This window comes from Candidatus Magnetobacterium casense (assembly GCF_000714715.1).
GTDB lineage: Bacteria > Nitrospirota > Thermodesulfovibrionia > Thermodesulfovibrionales > Magnetobacteriaceae > Magnetobacterium > Magnetobacterium casense.
Genome location: NZ_JMFO01000002.1, coordinates 1 through 15838, shown reverse-complemented (window position 1 = coordinate 15838; position 15838 = coordinate 1). Strand labels below are relative to the sequence as shown.

At 48.1% G+C, this 15838-nt stretch carries 12 protein-coding genes and 1 pseudogene; 8 read left to right on the top strand and 5 right to left on the bottom strand.

Annotated elements, in window-relative coordinates:
* Positions 1 to 19 precede the first annotated feature (19 nt).
* From Mcas_RS15995 to Mcas_RS01050, 8 genes are all read left to right on the top strand, one after another.
* Positions 20 to 358, top strand: a complete 339-nt coding sequence (locus Mcas_RS15995; protein WP_052566665.1) for a type IV pilus modification PilV family protein — start codon at positions 20 to 22, stop codon at positions 356 to 358.
* Positions 355 to 975, top strand: a complete 621-nt coding sequence (locus tag Mcas_RS01080) for a PulJ/GspJ family protein (protein WP_040333546.1) — start codon at positions 355 to 357, stop codon at positions 973 to 975. The genes Mcas_RS15995 and Mcas_RS01080 overlap by 4 nt, the downstream gene beginning before the upstream one ends.
* Complete coding sequence (gspK, locus tag Mcas_RS01075) at positions 885 to 1898, top strand: type II secretion system minor pseudopilin GspK (RefSeq protein ID WP_268748980.1); 1014 nt, start codon at positions 885 to 887, stop codon at positions 1896 to 1898. The genes Mcas_RS01080 and gspK overlap by 91 nt, the downstream gene beginning before the upstream one ends.
* Positions 1899 to 1903: 5 nt before the next feature.
* Positions 1904 to 3025, top strand: a complete 1122-nt coding sequence (locus Mcas_RS01070) for a hypothetical protein (RefSeq protein WP_040333544.1) — start codon at positions 1904 to 1906, stop codon at positions 3023 to 3025.
* Entirely contained in the window at positions 3022 to 3561 is a 540-nt protein-coding gene (locus tag Mcas_RS01065) for a hypothetical protein (protein ID WP_040333543.1), read from the top strand. The genes Mcas_RS01070 and Mcas_RS01065 overlap by 4 nt, the downstream gene beginning before the upstream one ends.
* The gene (gspN, locus tag Mcas_RS01060) at positions 3558 to 4373 is read left to right on the top strand and encodes a type II secretion system protein GspN (protein WP_040333542.1); all 816 of its coding nucleotides are present in this window, start codon (positions 3558 to 3560) and stop codon (positions 4371 to 4373) included. Before Mcas_RS01065 ends, gspN begins: the two co-directional genes overlap by 4 nt.
* Positions 4374 to 4600: 227 nt before the next feature.
* The gene (locus Mcas_RS01055; protein ID WP_040333541.1) at positions 4601 to 5605 is read left to right on the top strand and encodes a VWA domain-containing protein; all 1005 of its coding nucleotides are present in this window, start codon (positions 4601 to 4603) and stop codon (positions 5603 to 5605) included.
* Entirely contained in the window at positions 5602 to 6375 is a 774-nt protein-coding gene (locus Mcas_RS01050) for a hypothetical protein (RefSeq protein ID WP_156032981.1), read from the top strand. The genes Mcas_RS01055 and Mcas_RS01050 overlap by 4 nt, the downstream gene beginning before the upstream one ends.
* Before the next feature lie 18 nt (positions 6376 to 6393).
* Here Mcas_RS01050 and Mcas_RS15990 read toward each other — a convergent pair whose 3' ends face one another.
* The 5 genes and pseudogenes from Mcas_RS15990 to Mcas_RS18435 form a co-directional block, all read right to left on the bottom strand.
* Positions 6394 to 10110 (bottom strand): PAS domain S-box protein, encoded by a 3717-nt coding sequence (locus tag Mcas_RS15990; protein ID WP_052566664.1) that lies wholly within the window; start codon positions 10108 to 10110, stop codon positions 6394 to 6396.
* A gap of 9 nt (positions 10111 to 10119) precedes the next feature.
* A complete protein-coding gene (locus tag Mcas_RS01040; protein WP_040333538.1) occupies positions 10120 to 11160 on the bottom strand; it encodes an ABC transporter substrate-binding protein in 1041 nt (346 codons plus the stop codon).
* Positions 11161 to 11663: 503 nt separating this feature from the next.
* Complete coding sequence (lptE, locus tag Mcas_RS01035; RefSeq protein WP_040333536.1) at positions 11664 to 12068, bottom strand: LPS assembly lipoprotein LptE; 405 nt, start codon at positions 12066 to 12068, stop codon at positions 11664 to 11666.
* A gap of 191 nt (positions 12069 to 12259) precedes the next feature.
* Positions 12260 to 14782: a leucine--tRNA ligase gene (leuS, locus tag Mcas_RS01030; protein ID WP_040333535.1), complete on the bottom strand. Its 2523-nt coding sequence runs from the start codon at positions 14780 to 14782 to the stop codon at positions 12260 to 12262.
* A 709-nt stretch (positions 14783 to 15491) separates the two neighbouring features.
* Positions 15492 to 15838 (bottom strand): annotated as a pseudogene (locus Mcas_RS18435) (IS5/IS1182 family transposase); the annotation flags it as partial.

Genomic DNA, 15838 nt, shown 5'->3' with positions numbered 1-15838 from the left:
TTTAGCAGCTTTTTAATGAATGAGGAAAGATGGCTTCACCCTGCTGGAGGTACTAATTGCCCTTGCGATCTTGGGTGGCGTATTAGTTACGCTGATTCATGCGTTAAACTACAATCTGTTCGTTGTGCAGCGACATGAGGTGATAACGGTGGCATCTCTGCTGGCAAGGGAGAAGCTCTCTCAATCGCTTAGGTTAAACGTGACAGAGGATAGCGGTAGGTTCCCTGCGCCTTTTGACAATTATGCCTTTGAACTGAAAAATCATGACAGCCCCGTGCCCGATGTTCTGGTGGTGGAGATAATCGTGAAGAAAGAAAAGGAACATGTTGTTTTAAGGACATTTTACAAGAAACAATGAGAGGTTTTACACTCGTTGAGGTCTTGGTGGCGGTATCTCTGTTTTCGGTGATATCGCTGGCTCTCTATAATACATATTTCTTGTCTGAACGGGCAATAGGCGGCATGGACGATTACATGTGGAAACTCCAGGAGAGTAGGGAACTCTTTGAGACAATGCGAAAAGAAGTCGAATCGTCATTTTACTCAACCAACAAGGACATGGGACGGTTTAGGGTAATCGACCGTGACATCCGGGCGCAACAGACATCGGGCATATACATGACGACGTTTGCCGGGGCGGGAACGAGCTATAAACACGTGGCTTATTACGTTGAAGAGCAAACAAACAAAAAACTCTCCCTGTACAAAAGCGTCCAACCCTCAGGGGTCAACATACCCCCTGTCAAGGTCGAGGTCGTCGATAACATACGGGACTTTACGGTGGAGGTCTTTGACGACAGTGCCGCAAACATTGAGCCAGGGGTCGCTGACCCCAAGGTCGCCGTTAAGACATGGGATACGGTCATCAATGCCAGAATGCCAACATACATCCGGACCACGCTTACCATCTATCTCAGGGGTGCCCCTCTGACCCTGTCCGAAACCTTTTATCCCAGAATAACCAGGAGGTTTTAGTCATCTCTGCATTAACGCAACCACTGAGACAGTCCCAGGGCACCATTGTTATCCTGACGCTGCTGGTGCTGACCCTGTTGCTGACGATGATCGTGGAGTTTGCCTACAGCGTCTACGTGGGCACCAACCTGCTCTACAACTATCGTGACGGACAGAGGCTTTCCCTGCTGGCATCCTCCGGCGTCGAGTTGGCGATAAAATACCTCCAGGACTATATAAGAACCGTCAAATATACCACTTTCAATGCCACCACGCTCCCCGTTGGCCCAATTGCCTCCGCCGAGGACGCTACCCCGGAGGGCAATGACAACCTCGTTATCAGCGTAAAGGACGAAAACGCCAGATTCAATGTCAACACGCTGATCAGTCAAAACGGAAAGACAAACGAGTTTGCCCTGACATGCTTCAAGCGTCTGCTCAAACGCCTTGACATCAACCAGGATATCGCATACTACGTAGCAGACTGGATAGACCCCGACAGGGAAGAACGATACACAAACTCCGAACAGGACGCCAAAAACGCAAACCTCTTCAGCACCGACGAACTGTTGCAGATCAAAAAGCTCACCCCCGATGCGTACAAAAAGCTCCTGCCCTACATCACCGTCCATGGCGACGGCCTGATAAACATCAACACGGCAGAACCACCCGTGCTGTACTGTCTGTCAGATGACATCGATGAAAACCTCGCCAACGCCGTCGTGGAGTTTCGCAAAAAGACGCCGTTTTCGATCACCTCCGACATACAAAACGTCCCCGGGATGCAACACGTCGGCAAGACCCTGATTGGCAGAATCGAGGTCAAGAGCGACACCTTCTCAATCACCTCCGAGGCATCCAATGCCAACATTGTCAAGGATGTCGTGGCCACGGCCATCATCGGGGGCAGTAAGGAAACGATCCTGTACTGGAAGGAGTTTTAAAAAAAATGAAGGCGGCATTTATCAGCTCCGGTGCAGACACCACGGGGTCAGCGACCCCCGGCTCAATCCTTGTCGTGGATATATTCAGGCGCAAGGCATCGGTATACACGCACGAACAGACGATAACCCTACAGAGGGAAGGTGATTCCCCCAGGGAACTCAAGGAGCGCTTCAATGACAGGACACTGACCACTTATCTCTGCTTACGGGCAGACAGCCTCAATTACAGGATTATAGAGATGCCATTTTCGGAAAAGGACAAGATACTTGAGACCCTGCCCTACGCGATAGAGGGACTTATCCGTGGCAGCTATGATGCCTGCGTAGCCGACTGCATCGTGCTGGGGCAACAGGGCAGTGGTCAGAGGTTTCAGGTGTTGGTTGTGTACATAGACAAGGCGATTTTACAGAGGCGTCTTTCGGAGTTGAAGGCGCTGGGCGTAGAGCCTAAGGTGGTGACATCGCTGGAGCTTAGGTACAAGATCAACAAGTTTTCGGTTGACTCCCTGTATGATGATATTGGTTTGTCGGAGGGTGTGCGCCTGGACATGTGCCAGGAGGAGTTGAACCTCCCCCTGATGAACCTGGCACGGGGGGAGCTGGCATACACAAGGGACGTTGTCAGGACACAGAGGGGGGTGCGGACAGTCCTGTTTCTGATGGCGTTTCTTATTGTTCTTGTGGCATCGCACACGGGCTACAAGATATATCTGGTAAACAAGCGCGTTGAAACGTTAAAATCATATATGCAGACTTCGTACAAGAGGGTGTTTGTCGATGACGCCAGGGTAGTTGACCCGTTGTACCAGCTCAAGGCCAAAGTGAAGGAGGCCAAGGCAGAGAGGGCTTTTTTTGAAAGCATATCTCCGCTGCAAAATCTGTCCGTGTTGTCTTCCGTTGGTTCTTCCGGTGTGGTGCTAACCGAAGTTGACATGTCGTCTCAGGGGATGGTACTCAAGGGTGAGGCCCTGAGGATATCCGATGTTGACCAGTACAAGGGCAAACTTGCAGTGAAATTGTCGCAGGTGAGCGTAATGCAGACCAAGACTGCCACCGACAACAAGGTTATCTTTAGCATACACGCCGGTACTTCAGAATATCTGCATACGGAGGGGCAGGGGCAATGACGGGAAGATGGAAGTCATCCCTGCTTGGGGGTGAGTATTTCAAGGGCAATGTGGTTGTGCTCCCTGCCGTGGTATGTCTGCTGCTGCTGTTGTTGATCTTTGCCCTTAACGTCTTGCACCAAAAGACGTCCGTGCTGAAGCGGACAGAGGATAACATTCTGCAATACAACGCCCTGTTGAGCGAGTACGAACGTCTCAGAGGCGATCAGGGTACCCTCAGGAGGCGCCTTGGTACCGGTGGGCTGTTGCAAGGCATTGGCGAGGTCGTGTCTTCACTGGGGCTTAAGGAAAAGCGTTCAACCATTGCCCTGCAGGCGCAGCGTGCGTTTATGGAGTTCAGGGAGGAAAATGCCGAGCTTAAGATAAACGGTGTAAGTCTCAATGAACTGGTAAACGTTCTGTATAAAATGGAGCATGGCTCAACAGGGCTTTTTATAAGGAGGCTGAACATGAAAAAAGGTTTCTCCGACCCCACGAAATTTGACGTCACCGTGGATGTATCATACGTCAGTGAGGCGTCCGGGCCACGGAAATGAAAAGAGTTGAAAATATGACTCTCACTGCAAAGGTATTTATTGGCATTGCAATTGTTTCGGTGACATTCGCTGCCATACTCTTTGGCGTCTGGACAATTGCCATCCCGGATGAACTCATCGTTAATTGGCTAAAGACGTCCGTGGAGAGACCCCTTGTCCTAGAGGTAAACGAGCTCAGGAAGGAAGGCTTGTTTGCCGTCAGAATAAAAGAGATCAGGTTGATATTGCCAAAAAACAGCGACATCCTTGTACTTCAGGACTGTACGGTAAGGCTCAATCCTGTTTTTTTGCCCTTTAATACCGTGAAGGTATCCTTTAACGCCGGCTTAAGCGGTGGTCACATAAATGGCAGCGGGACTATAAAAGATGGCCTGGCAGATATAAGTGGCAATATGTATGACATAGAGCTGTCCGGGATTAATTACCTGAAAAAGTTCTCTTTAAAAGGGCATGGTACCTTATCGGGGGATTTCACCTTTTACAAGGACACTGGGGAGTTGTCATTCAAGATCATGGACTTCGCCTTTAACGACATATACAGTCACGGCATATACCTGCCACTGAAATACTTTGAAGCCATAAACGGTCTGTTTGTCCTGAGAAATTCCCAACTGACGGCGGAGTCTGTAACATTGTCCGGGAAAGGCATCTATGCCCGCATAAAAGGCAAGATCGCAAAGGGCACCAGCAACATCAAGATAGACATCATGCCAGATGACAACTTTCCGGACAGAGATAAACTGGCACTTATAAAAAACTATGAGGTATCCCCTGGTGTGTACTCAATAGAGATAAAGAAATGGCTTTATTGAGGCTGGGCAAAACCCATCGGTAGCACTCCAATCAACCGTGGGTGATGTATAGAGTATTGGGTAGCACTCCAATCCGGCGTGATCAGATCGCTTAAGCACAGTGACAATGACATACTACTAAAATATAAAAGTGCCTTAAATCTTTGGTAACCAAGGTTGATTGTGGTACTACCCCCCCGATGAAATCCCGCTTGACAAGATGGTGCATTTGTGTTATAAAAAACAAGATGAGGTTTGACAATATAGCTGCGGCACATGCACTTTGGTTTGTAGGTGGCGTGGGCCTTTTTTACGTGTTTGCAATGAGACTCAGGGGCAAGGCGCTTGACGGCTTTGGTGCCAGGGCGCTGCTTAGTAGCCTGTCTCCCTCCGTCAGTGCAAGGATGCGTCATGCAAAGGCCGCCCTGGTGATAGCGGCACTTGTGTTTTGCACGCTGGCCCTGATGAGGCCACAGTGGGGTTTTCACCTTGAGGAGGTCAGGCAGTATTCCTCCGATATTCTGATCGCCCTGGATACGTCAAAGAGCATGCTTGCCACCGACATCAAACCAAGTAGACTCCAAATGGCAAAGTTGGCCATCGGGGATTTTCTCAAACGACTCAGGGGGGATCGCGTTGGCCTGATCGGGTTTGCGGGAGAGGCATTTGTGTTTTCGCCACTGACGGTTGACTACGGTGGTTTTATGCTTGCCCTGAACGACCTCGGCGTGAACTCGATCCCCGTGGGGGGTACGTCCATACGCAGCGCCATCGACGAGGCCATCACCCTCTATGCCGGCAACCCCTCCAAGGACAAGACCCTCATCCTCATAACGGACGGCGAAGACCACGAGGGAGGTGCCCTGGAGGCGGCAGAAAAGGCCAAATCGGCAGGTATCGTCATCTACACGATTGGCATCGGTACGCGTGAGGGTGAGCTTATCCAGGTGACCGACGACGGCGGCGGCAAGACGTTTGTCAAGGATGCCGCAGGGGGCATCGTCAAGACGGCCCTGGATGAGGAGACGCTCAAGCAGATATCTTTTGCCACCGGGGGTACCTACGTCCGGGCAGGGGGGGCAGACCTTGGCCTTGACCTTATCTACAGGGACAGACTGTCCAAGTCCGAAAAAAAGGGTGTCGAGGAAAAGATGAAAAAGCGCTATGACGAACGCTTTCAGATCCCCCTTGCCGTGGCCGTACTGTTGCTGATTGTGGAGTCGATGCTGGGGGAGCGCAGGAGGGTGCCGTGATGTGGAGGGTTGCCGTGGTTGTTGTGGCTGTCGTGCTGTATGCGGGCAATGCTCTCTGTGGGACGACAGCAGACGGGACTGGCTCTGACGTACAAAACTTCAGACTAGGCGCAGAGTCATACCGCAAGGGAGACTATGTCGGGGCGGTGGAGCACTATACCAAATCCCTCGTTAGCAAAAACCCCACGGCGGAGATGCGTGCAAACTACAACATCGGTAACTCCAAATATATGGCCGGCAAAAGACTTGAACAGACCGCCCCCTCCGATGCGCTTTCTCTGTATCGACAATCCCTGCAGTACTTCAAACGTGCCATTGAGCTTAACGAAAAGGACATGGATGCCAAGGTCAATTACGAACTCACCGATAAAAAGATAAGGGAGTTGTCAGAGAAGTTAAAGAACCAGCCAAAGCAAGACAAAAAACAGGACAAACAAGACTCCGCTCAAAACGACAAGAGTAAAAAAGACAAAGAACAAAATGACAAAGACAAGGACAAAGGGCACAAGGATTCCGCCGGAGAAGACAAATCCCAGGACAAATCCCCGGAAGGTAAAGACAAGGGTTCATCCCCCAGGCATGAGCAGCAGGGTCAGGTGGGCAAGGATGACGCCCAACGCCCCGACACTGCCACCTCCCGTCGTGCCCCGGGAACTATGACAAAGGAAGAGGCCGAAATGCTACTTGAGGGGCTGCGGTACGAACAATCAGGCAACGTCCTCAAAGACAAGGAAACGCMAACCCCCCCCCCCGTACTAAAAGACTGGTAAGTATTGTAAATGGCTGCTTTAGCCACACGACTGTAACGTTATTAAAAACTCAGCGCCATCTTTGACATTTCTAACTGTAAGACTGCCGCCCATGTTTGTTTCTATGATGGTCTTGGACATGTAGAGCCCTATTCCCGTGCCTTCTGAGCCTTTTGTTGTGTAATAAGGTTCAAATATTCTGTCTGTCACGTCTTCAGGTATACCGCCACCGTTGTCCCTTATAGAAACCAATATTCGCTCGTTGCTTTCATCGTTTGCTATCTCTACTGCAATCTGACCCTGTATGTTATTGCCGCTGCTTCGCAGAGAGACAATAGCATCCTTGGAGTTGTTGAGTATGTTGAGTATCACCTGCTTAAATTCATTGGGGTAGCCATCTGACTTCAGTTTTAAGCCATGGTCAGCCCTCAGGTTAATATTGACGTCGTTCTTGGCAAATATTCCAATGAACATTGAGATTAATTCATCGATCGCTTCCCTTACGTCAAATAGTACCTTTTGCTTTGATGGTTTGAAAAAGTTCCTGAAATCGTCTATCGTTTTACTCATGAAGTTGACCTGACCCATTGTTACATCAACCGTATGCCATATATATTCTTCGTTAATTTCACCAAAACTATAGGCATCTTTCATGTCTTGCACTGTTATCCCTATTGCGTTTAGCGGTTGTTTCCACTGATGTGCTATAAGACCTACCATCTCTCCCATTGCCGCCATCTTGGATTGTTGTATCAGCAGTTGCTCCTGCATTTGTCTCTTTGAGGACTCTTGCTGTACAAGGGTTTTGAGGTTGTCATTTAAGCTGTGCAGTGCCTCTTCCATACGTTTACGTTCAACCGCCAAAGCGTAAAGAGACGCAAGACGTTTTATGATGGCCAGATCAGCATCGATGTAATCTCTCTCTGCATTTGCCAGGGCAATCTGGCCGATCAGCCTGTCTCCTATGATTGCAGGGACCGATAGAAATCTCTCTAATGAAACATGTCCCTCCGGAATACAACCTGCATATGCAATGTGTCCTTGAGGATTATTCGTATAAAACGCCTGCTTTGTATTTAGTGCATGTCCCCATAGCGCATTATAGCCGTCTTTACCCTTTGGGAAAAATAACCTTCTATGTCTTGTATCCACGTTGCACTGTCCGTCTCTCATCAACGCTGTGATGGAATGTCCTACGTCATCACCTGTTGTTATGTCTATCTCAGATACATATCCGTGTACACTGTCAGTCAGACTCATTGCCTGTCTGTTTACTATAAGGGATATATCAACGATGTCCCTGCCAGGAGATAGCAGGGCTTCAGATACCTCCGCTATTGCCGCCTGGAAATCAAGCTCCCTCTTCATTATCATCTGGGCATTCTTGATATCAGAGATGTCATGGATGATTGCAAACTTGGATATTGAACCATCTATATTTCTTATCGGCGTATCAAAGTGTGAGTATATTTTACGGTTCTTTGGACAATCCCACTCCCACGTAACAGTCTTTCCCCCAAGCACTTCATCTCTCTTACACCACGAACACTGACCTGTCCCATTATGAAAGTACTCATAGCATTTGCAGGCATTTATCTCTCCGAATTCTTCTGTTATTGCCCTGTTTGCAAACTCTATATCATAGTCTTTGTTTACTATGTATATGCCGTCGTGCATTGTCTCCATTATCCCGTTGAGTTTATCCCTCTCCACCTTTACAGTCTCTGACATTTGCTTCTTTTCGGTTATGTCTTCAACTATTGCAAGATGATATACAGGTTTCTCCTCTCCCGCCCATAGGGGGGCGCATGTAAGGTTCACCCATACTACCTCTGCGTCCTTTCTGATATATCGTTTCTCCATCTTAAACATAGATATTTCGCCACTAATCAGACGCCTCATGTTGTCCAAATCCGGTTGTATATCCTCCGGGTGCGTTATTTCTTGAAACGCAAGGCTTAACATCTCATTTTCAGAGTAACCTACAATATCGCAATATGTCTTATTTATCCGGATGAAATTACCGGTGTGAGATGCGATGATGGCAATCCCAACCGGGGCCTGTTCAAACATGGTTCTAAACCTGTATTCGCTATCTCTCAGCCTCTCTTCAACGTCTTTTCTTGCTATGGCAACACCGTAGATCAATGCCAAACGGTTGATGACAGACAAATCCATTTCCGTATAATTCTTTGCAGAATCGGCCAAGGCTATCTGTCCTATTATCCTGTCCTCCAGTTTTACCGGCACTGACAGAAAATTCTTAATCTCTATGTGCCCCTTTGGTGCACGAAAGGATGTGTGCTCTTTTGGTGAGTTTGTGTAAAACCCCTCTGCCGTATTTAAGGAGTATCCCCACATGGCGTTATATCCATTATCGCCCGTGCCTTCATCTATCAATGAGATATAACCGTGTTTGCTGTCCGTAAGCCTTAACGATTCATCGTACACTAACCTTGAGATGGCATGTTTATCGTATTTAGGATCAAGTATGGTTCTTGTTACATGGGCAATGGTTTCCGTGGTTTTATGCTGATATTCAATGCTTGCAAGCATATCATTAAAGGTATGAACAAGTATCTGCAAGTCGCCGGAGACATCAATTGGGGCACGGATACTTAAGTCGCCACTCTTGATATTCTTAGACGCTTTAATCAGTCCAAGTATCGGCCTTGATATCCTCAGCGCAATAAAGTACGTGAGCACTGTAAACAAGAACACCCCAAACACCATCAACCATATTGTAGCAATAATTGTATCCTCTACCGGTTCCATCAACTCTTTCTTGTCAATCTTGACTACCATGCCTATTGCTATTTTTGGCGTAATGGATATATGCCGAAAGACAGCCAACACTAATTTACCCCTGTAATCAATGGCCTCAATTACGCCCTCATTGCCACTTGCGGCAAGTTTGGCCGGGGCGGCACTAATCTGATACTCCATCACCTTGGCGGAAGGCTTAAACTTCAGTGGTGTCAACGTCCTCACGCCTCTGTCTACGAGTACTACCTCTGCGGTCTTACCTAACCCCTCGTTAGCAGCAAGGACAGGCGCAAGGACGCCTTTAAAGTTGGCATGCATGTGCAGCATAAACCTCCTGTCCGCACAGGGTGTATGGGGAGCTGCGCAGGTGTTTATAATACGGGATATGACGAAATTAACTTCATTGCCGTGGGCGTCTCTCACTAAACTCACCCCCTCTTGCCCTGCCTTAAGGTCTTGCTCGTCTGTATGGGCATGGCTGCCAATCTCGTCCTCTTCGGTTGATACTACGATAGTCCCCGATACCGTATCTGCAATGTATATACTCTCATAGTAACCATAATAAACAGACTGTATTTCATCAAGGTATAGTGTCAGTTGTCTATAATCCTCATCCTCTCTGAGCTTCTCTTTAAAGAGTTGCGGGATGCTGAACCTGAGTCTGTATTCTTGTATCCTGGGAAGAAATCTTTCCAACGTAGCCCCGGCATAAAAGGATTTGGATATTATCTCTGCATCCTCAATACGATCATTTATCCAATCTACCAGTTGTTGTTTTTTCAGGTCTGCAAATGTTTTAAGGTTGTCCTCAGCCTGGTAGGTGTTTTTCTTGTAAATGCCCTCAATCCCCGTATATGGTATGCCAAACAGGTATACGCATACCGAGCTGAGTATTGTCACGACTATTAATACACCAAACGCAAGGAATATTCTTATGTTAAAACTGAACTTGAATGTATCCCTGATCTTTAAACGGATGCTGTTTATCATAACGCCGCCTTACCTGTAGTGGTATTGGTTGAGCTTGTATTTTGTGGGATTGCTTGTAATCCTCTCGACAATGCCCGGCTCAAAGTTCCTGTAAACGGTATCCAGCGATGCCGTGGGTGGTATAACCCCTATCGTCTTGAGAAAGTAAAACTCATCGTGCAACATGCCGCCCTTTGCAAATTCATCCATTGGCAGACTTGGGTCCGACTTCATACCGATCAGGTCATTTAAGCCAATTGCGGCTATCTGCTCGGGCGTTACGTGTGATATCTCACCGCTGAATGCCGCCTGTTTATCTAATGCCCATTTCGCCGCCGTTAGCAGGTTGTTTTTGTTCTTTCGCAGCCATCTCAATGCCCTCAGCTCGGAGGCAACTATGGCGTCTACGGCATCGGGATGTGAGCTACGGAAATCCTTCCTGAAATAGAGATAACCGGAAACAACCTTGTTGTAGATAATCTCGACACCAGGCAGCGTAACCAGGGCCTCTGTCACTACGGGGTCCCAGGCGGAGAAGGCATCTATCTTGCGAGTTTTAAGTGCATCAACCATCTCTGTCACATTCAGTTTGACAAGTCGGGCGTCTTTTGGCGTATTGCCGCCTATGGCCAGGGCGCTAAGGAGGGTATAGTGGGCGTTTGAGCCAAAGGGATAACCTATTCTGGCACCACGCAAGTCTTTTATCCTCATGTTTTTCCTTGCAACAATTGAGGTTAAACCATACTGCATCAGAGACGATACAACCACCTTGTCCGTAGAAGTAGCCACAATGGCAGGCATATCACCTCCTACACCCACCTGGAGGTCACCCCGCAAGAGGAACTGATTTACATCAGCGCCCTTAAAGAATGGAAAAAATCTGATCTCAAGCCCCATCCCTCTGAGCATGTCATAAAGCACGACATCACGGCTCATGGTCTCTGTGGTTATGACTTCCGGCAATGCCATGGGTTGAACGCCCATGTTTATGATGTTTTCTCCTTTTACAAATTCGTACTTCGAGTAATGAGGGTCAACAGGAGTATCTGATGAGGCATAGGAAAATCCCAATGAGCAAATTACTCCTATCATCAGTGCGACAAACACTGACAGAATAAATCTTATACGTAAAGACAGATTCATTTTCTGCACCTGATATTTAGTATAACATATACACTCAACTTTAGCATTAAAAAAATAGGCATCCATTCTTTATCTATAAGGAATTACATAACAAGTATATCTCTATTTGTTGTATAATAGTATTACATTAAACTAATGCTAATAGAGGTATAAAAAATGAACACAGCATTACAACAGTCTCAAGAGCATAAACCCTATGTTGATAGATTCTTTACTATATACAAAATAGGGACAATTATAAAAAGTCTAATTTTAAGAAAGTAAGAGGTTTCTCTCCTACTTTTCTCTTTAAACTTATATTTGTCATGGTATTTGTCGGTAAGACTATGTACGAGTTACTGCAATATAGTTATGAAAATGAACATCCACAGAAAGACGCAGTTTATAGATACGGGTAAGTTATTTATGCCCAGTTACTAAGTATTATCCCCCTAGTATAACAGTTCCATGACAATGCGCAGGGCAAGGCTGTCAATGGCCCTGGCATCGGCACTCTCCTTGCTTGCCACCAGCTTGTTTAAGCGCTCCGCACTGTCAAAGGTCTCCGAAAACGCCGACGTCACCCCCTTGAGCGTCCTTACATCCTTGCCGTCCCGCTTCAACGTAAAATCCCCCTTGACTATAACCTCATAGTCGGAGGCATACCCCTTCTTCTCCGATAATGTATAGACATTAAAATAGTTGATCCTGCCCTCAATAACAGCTTCCGCACTGTCAGAGACCCGAACGCCACGCCGCATAAGATGCTCCGTCAACGCCGAATACAACATGTCCTGCAACTTAGGCTCCACCGTAACATTGCTTATATCGCCAATCCTTACAGTATCAAAAGCCAAACTCCCTCGATTAACAATCGTATAACCACAGCCATGTAAGATGATGAATACGGCTAATATAATCAGACACCGTGTGAGCATTACGGGGTCAAGGGGTCGTGAGGGGCGAGCCGCCCCTGGCTCAATCCCCCTTACGAGGGGGTCTGAGGGGGAGCAGAGCCCTCCATTCTTTCTTTCTCTCATGTCTGTCGCTAACCGCCGGTAGCGATGCTTATGAGGCGACCGCGCACGACGAGGACGTTTTTAATGGTTTTTCCTTTGATGTGCTCCTGAACCTTTGGATTACCGAGGGCGAGTTCCTTTTTTTGGTCGTCAGGGAGGTCTGCACTGATCATCAGTTTTGCCCTGAGCTTGCCATCGACCTGGATGACGAGTTCGATCTCTTCCTCTTTGGCGGCAAGTTCATCCCACTGCGGCCAGGGATGACTAAAGACCGACGGCTTCTCACCAATCACATCCCACAACTCCTCACACACGTGGGGGGCAAACGGGGCCAACAACAGGATCAACGACCTCAGCGCCACATCCATGGTTGCACGGTCCTCATCCGTTGCGGGCCTGAAGGCCGACAACTCATTGAGCAGCTCCATCAGCGACGCTATAGCCGTGTTGAAGTGATAGTCCTTTTCGATGGACGTGGTCACCTTTCTGATAGTCTGATGCGTTTTTCTGAATATCTTGCCCGTTGCCTCTGCGCTTTTGACCGTGAAGCAGTCGAGGTTGTTGTATATAAGAGTCCATAAACGGTTTAGGAACCTGTAGGAGCCCTCAACCCCCTGGTCTGACCACTCGATGTCCTTTTCGGGGGGGGCGGCAAAGAGCGAAAACACCCGTGCCGTGTCAGCACCGTACTTGGCGGTGAGTTCGTCGGGGGTTACGACGTTTTTCTTGGACTTGGACATCTTCTCCGTCCTGCCACGCACAACCTCACTGTCACAGAGCAGACACCTGCCATCCCTGACCTGTTCGGGGAACAACCAACCATCCGTAGGGCACTTCCACGTCTCCTTGCAGACCATCCCCTGGGTCAGGAGCCTCTTAAATGGCTCGTCAAACCGGACGACCTTGATATCACGCAACACGCGCGTAAAAAACCTCGAATACAACAGGTGCAACACGGCATGTTCCACGCCGCCAATGTACTGGTCTACGGGCATAAAGTATGCGATGTTGTCCTGCTTCAGCGGCGGCTCGTCAGCCCGTGAGCAGAATCTGATAAAGTACCACGACGAGTCCACAAACGTGTCCATCGTATCCGTTTCGCGCCGGGCACTTGCACCGCACTTGGGGCAGGCGGTGTTTACAAAGCCCTCAACCCCGGCAAGCGGAGATACACCCGTGCCCGTAAGGACAACGTCCTCGGGCAGAATCACCGGCAGTTTATCCTGGTTCACCGGCACTATGCCACACGTGTCGCAGTAGACAATCGGGATCGGTGTACCCCAGAAACGCTGCCGTGAGATGCCCCAGTCTCTGAGCTTGTAGTTGGTGACGGCCTTGCCCAGACCACGGTTCTCCAGTGATTTGGTTATGAGAGTCTTGACCTCTTCGCTGTCAAGGCCGGAAAAATCACCAGAATTGTGCATTGTGCCCTTGTCCTCGTATGCCGCCGTAAGCTCCGCACCAGGTTGAACACCAGGGGGCACGATCACCTGCCGGATCGGAAGATTATACTTCCTGGCAAAGTCAAAGTCCCGCTGGTCGTGCGCCGGTACCGACATGATGGCACCGGTACCGTAGTCCATCAGGACAAAGTTGGCTATATATATGGGGATCCTTTCGTTGTTGACGGGATTTATGGCATAGCTTCCGGTGAAGAGGCCTATTTTTTCGTCGTCGTCGGTCTCACCTGGTTTGCCGTAGGCGTCGATGATTTGTTTCAGGGCATCCTTGTCCGCCGTCAGGGTTTTGGTAAGCGGGTGCAACGGCGCCAGACAGACAAACGTTGCCCCAAAGAGCGTATCAGGGCGCGTCGTGAATATTTTGATGGTTTCGGCGCTGCCCTCCACGGCAAACAAGACCTCTGCTCCCGTGCTCTTGCCTATCCAGTTTCTCTGCATCGTAACGACGTGCTCGGGCCAACCGCTGAGTGTATCGCATCCCTGAAGGAGTTCTTCGGCATAGGCGGTGATCCGGAAGAACCACTGTTCGAGTTCCTTCTGCACCACCGTGTCGTCACAACGCCAGCACTTGTCGTCAATGACCTGCTCGTTGGCCAGAACCGTGCCACAGCTATTGCACCAGTTGACGAATGATTTCTTTCGGTAGGCCAGCCCACGGTTGTACATCTGGATAAAGAACCACTGGTTCCATTTGTAGTACTCCGGCAGGCAGGTGGTCAGCTCACGCGACCAGTCGTAGGAGCAACCAATTGAGGCGATCTGCGACTTCATAGCGGCAATGTTGGACAGTGTCCACTGCCGCGGGTGGACGTTGTTGAGGATTGCGGCGTTTTCTGCAGGCAGACCAAAGGCGTCCCATCCCATGGGGTGCAGCACGCTCATCCCCCTCATGCGCTTGTAGCGTGTGATGACGTCACCTATGACGTAGTTGCGGATGTGTCCCATGTGAATCTTGCCCGATGGATAGGGGAACATCTCCAGGCAGTAGAACTTCTGTCGTGTAGGGTCCTTTACGGTGACATCGACGTTGTTATCCGACCAGTATTTCTGCCACTTGCCTTCTATTGTCGTTGGTTTGTATCTTTCCTCCAATGTACAGGTAACCTCCTGACTTACAAAAAAGAGAAGGGGGCAACTCCGCCTCCTTGGCGCTCCAGGTCGCACACGACCCCCTCACCCCCCACTCAGCCCCCCTACTTGTGGAGACTTGGGCGGTATCGAGGCACAGATGGAGTCTCCTTGACCTCTTTATATATTGCTTAAAGCTTATTCTGACAATGTCATACTCAATACCATACCACATCTGGAGGTACTATTGTCAAGTTTTTTCAAGCGAGCCTCTTGCAAAAGTACATGTTATGGAGCCTCTTGCAAAAAGAAATCAAAAATCCCTACAAATATCTACTCTCTCATCTTTAATGAGGTCTAAATTTTATTCACTCACATAAAAATCTCCAAATCTTCTATTTTATCGGACATAATTGCCAATTTGTTCTGATTTTAGACGCATTTCTCCCTCATAATGCTAAAACGGATGTTCTGGGTTTTGACTGTAAAAAATCGTGTAACCCCTTGACACTAAACGATTATTCAAAATTGATAGTGTCTACATTTTAAAATTCTTTGCTATATTAATAAGTTATCATGAAATGTATTATACCATGCCTCACTAATAAAATCAAGTTTTAGTGTCTACGTGTTTACACATTTTCTTTTATAAAACCTTATATTTAAAGGAAGTAAGCCTTTTTTTGCGCAGAACATCCGCTAAAACAACCTTTTTTTAGGTATCTTTTATCGTTTAGGTTATCAGTTTTAACATTTGATCGGCAAATAAGACAACAATTCCGATCATCAAGTGCATCTTTACTTTCATGCTTCCCCTTACCAAAACATTATTTCCACCAAATTCGGTCTTCAATCTACCATTGACTCTTTCGATTGTAGTACGTTCATTATATCTTATAGCCTCTGCAGTGGACATTGGTAAAACGCTGCCACGGCGAGGATTTTTGTCTATTATTGGTACATGTCCAAGATTTTTGCTTGTATCGTATATTGTTTTTGCGTCGTAGGCTGAATCCATGAGGTCATAGAAATATGTCACCCTATCTGTTGCCATCTTCATCATTGGAATTGCTGCCTGAC

Excerpts from the sequence above, each read along its gene's own strand:
- gspN (WP_040333542.1), top strand. The coding sequence starts at position 3,558 with ATGAAAAGAGTTGAAAATATGACTCTCACTGCAAAGGTATTTATTGGC.
- Mcas_RS01070 (WP_040333544.1), top strand. The coding sequence starts at position 1,904 with ATGAAGGCGGCATTTATCAGCTCCGGTGCAGACACCACGGGGTCAGCG.
- Mcas_RS01055 (WP_040333541.1), top strand. The coding sequence starts at position 4,601 with ATGAGGTTTGACAATATAGCTGCGGCACATGCACTTTGGTTTGTAGGT.
- Mcas_RS01080 (WP_040333546.1), top strand. The coding sequence starts at position 355 with ATGAGAGGTTTTACACTCGTTGAGGTCTTGGTGGCGGTATCTCTGTTT.
- Mcas_RS15995 (WP_052566665.1), top strand. The coding sequence starts at position 20 with ATGAGGAAAGATGGCTTCACCCTGCTGGAGGTACTAATTGCCCTTGCG.
- Mcas_RS01065 (WP_040333543.1), top strand. The coding sequence starts at position 3,022 with ATGACGGGAAGATGGAAGTCATCCCTGCTTGGGGGTGAGTATTTCAAG.
- Mcas_RS15990 (WP_052566664.1), bottom strand. The coding sequence starts at position 10,110 with ATGATAAACAGCATCCGTTTAAAGATCAGGGATACATTCAAGTTCAGT.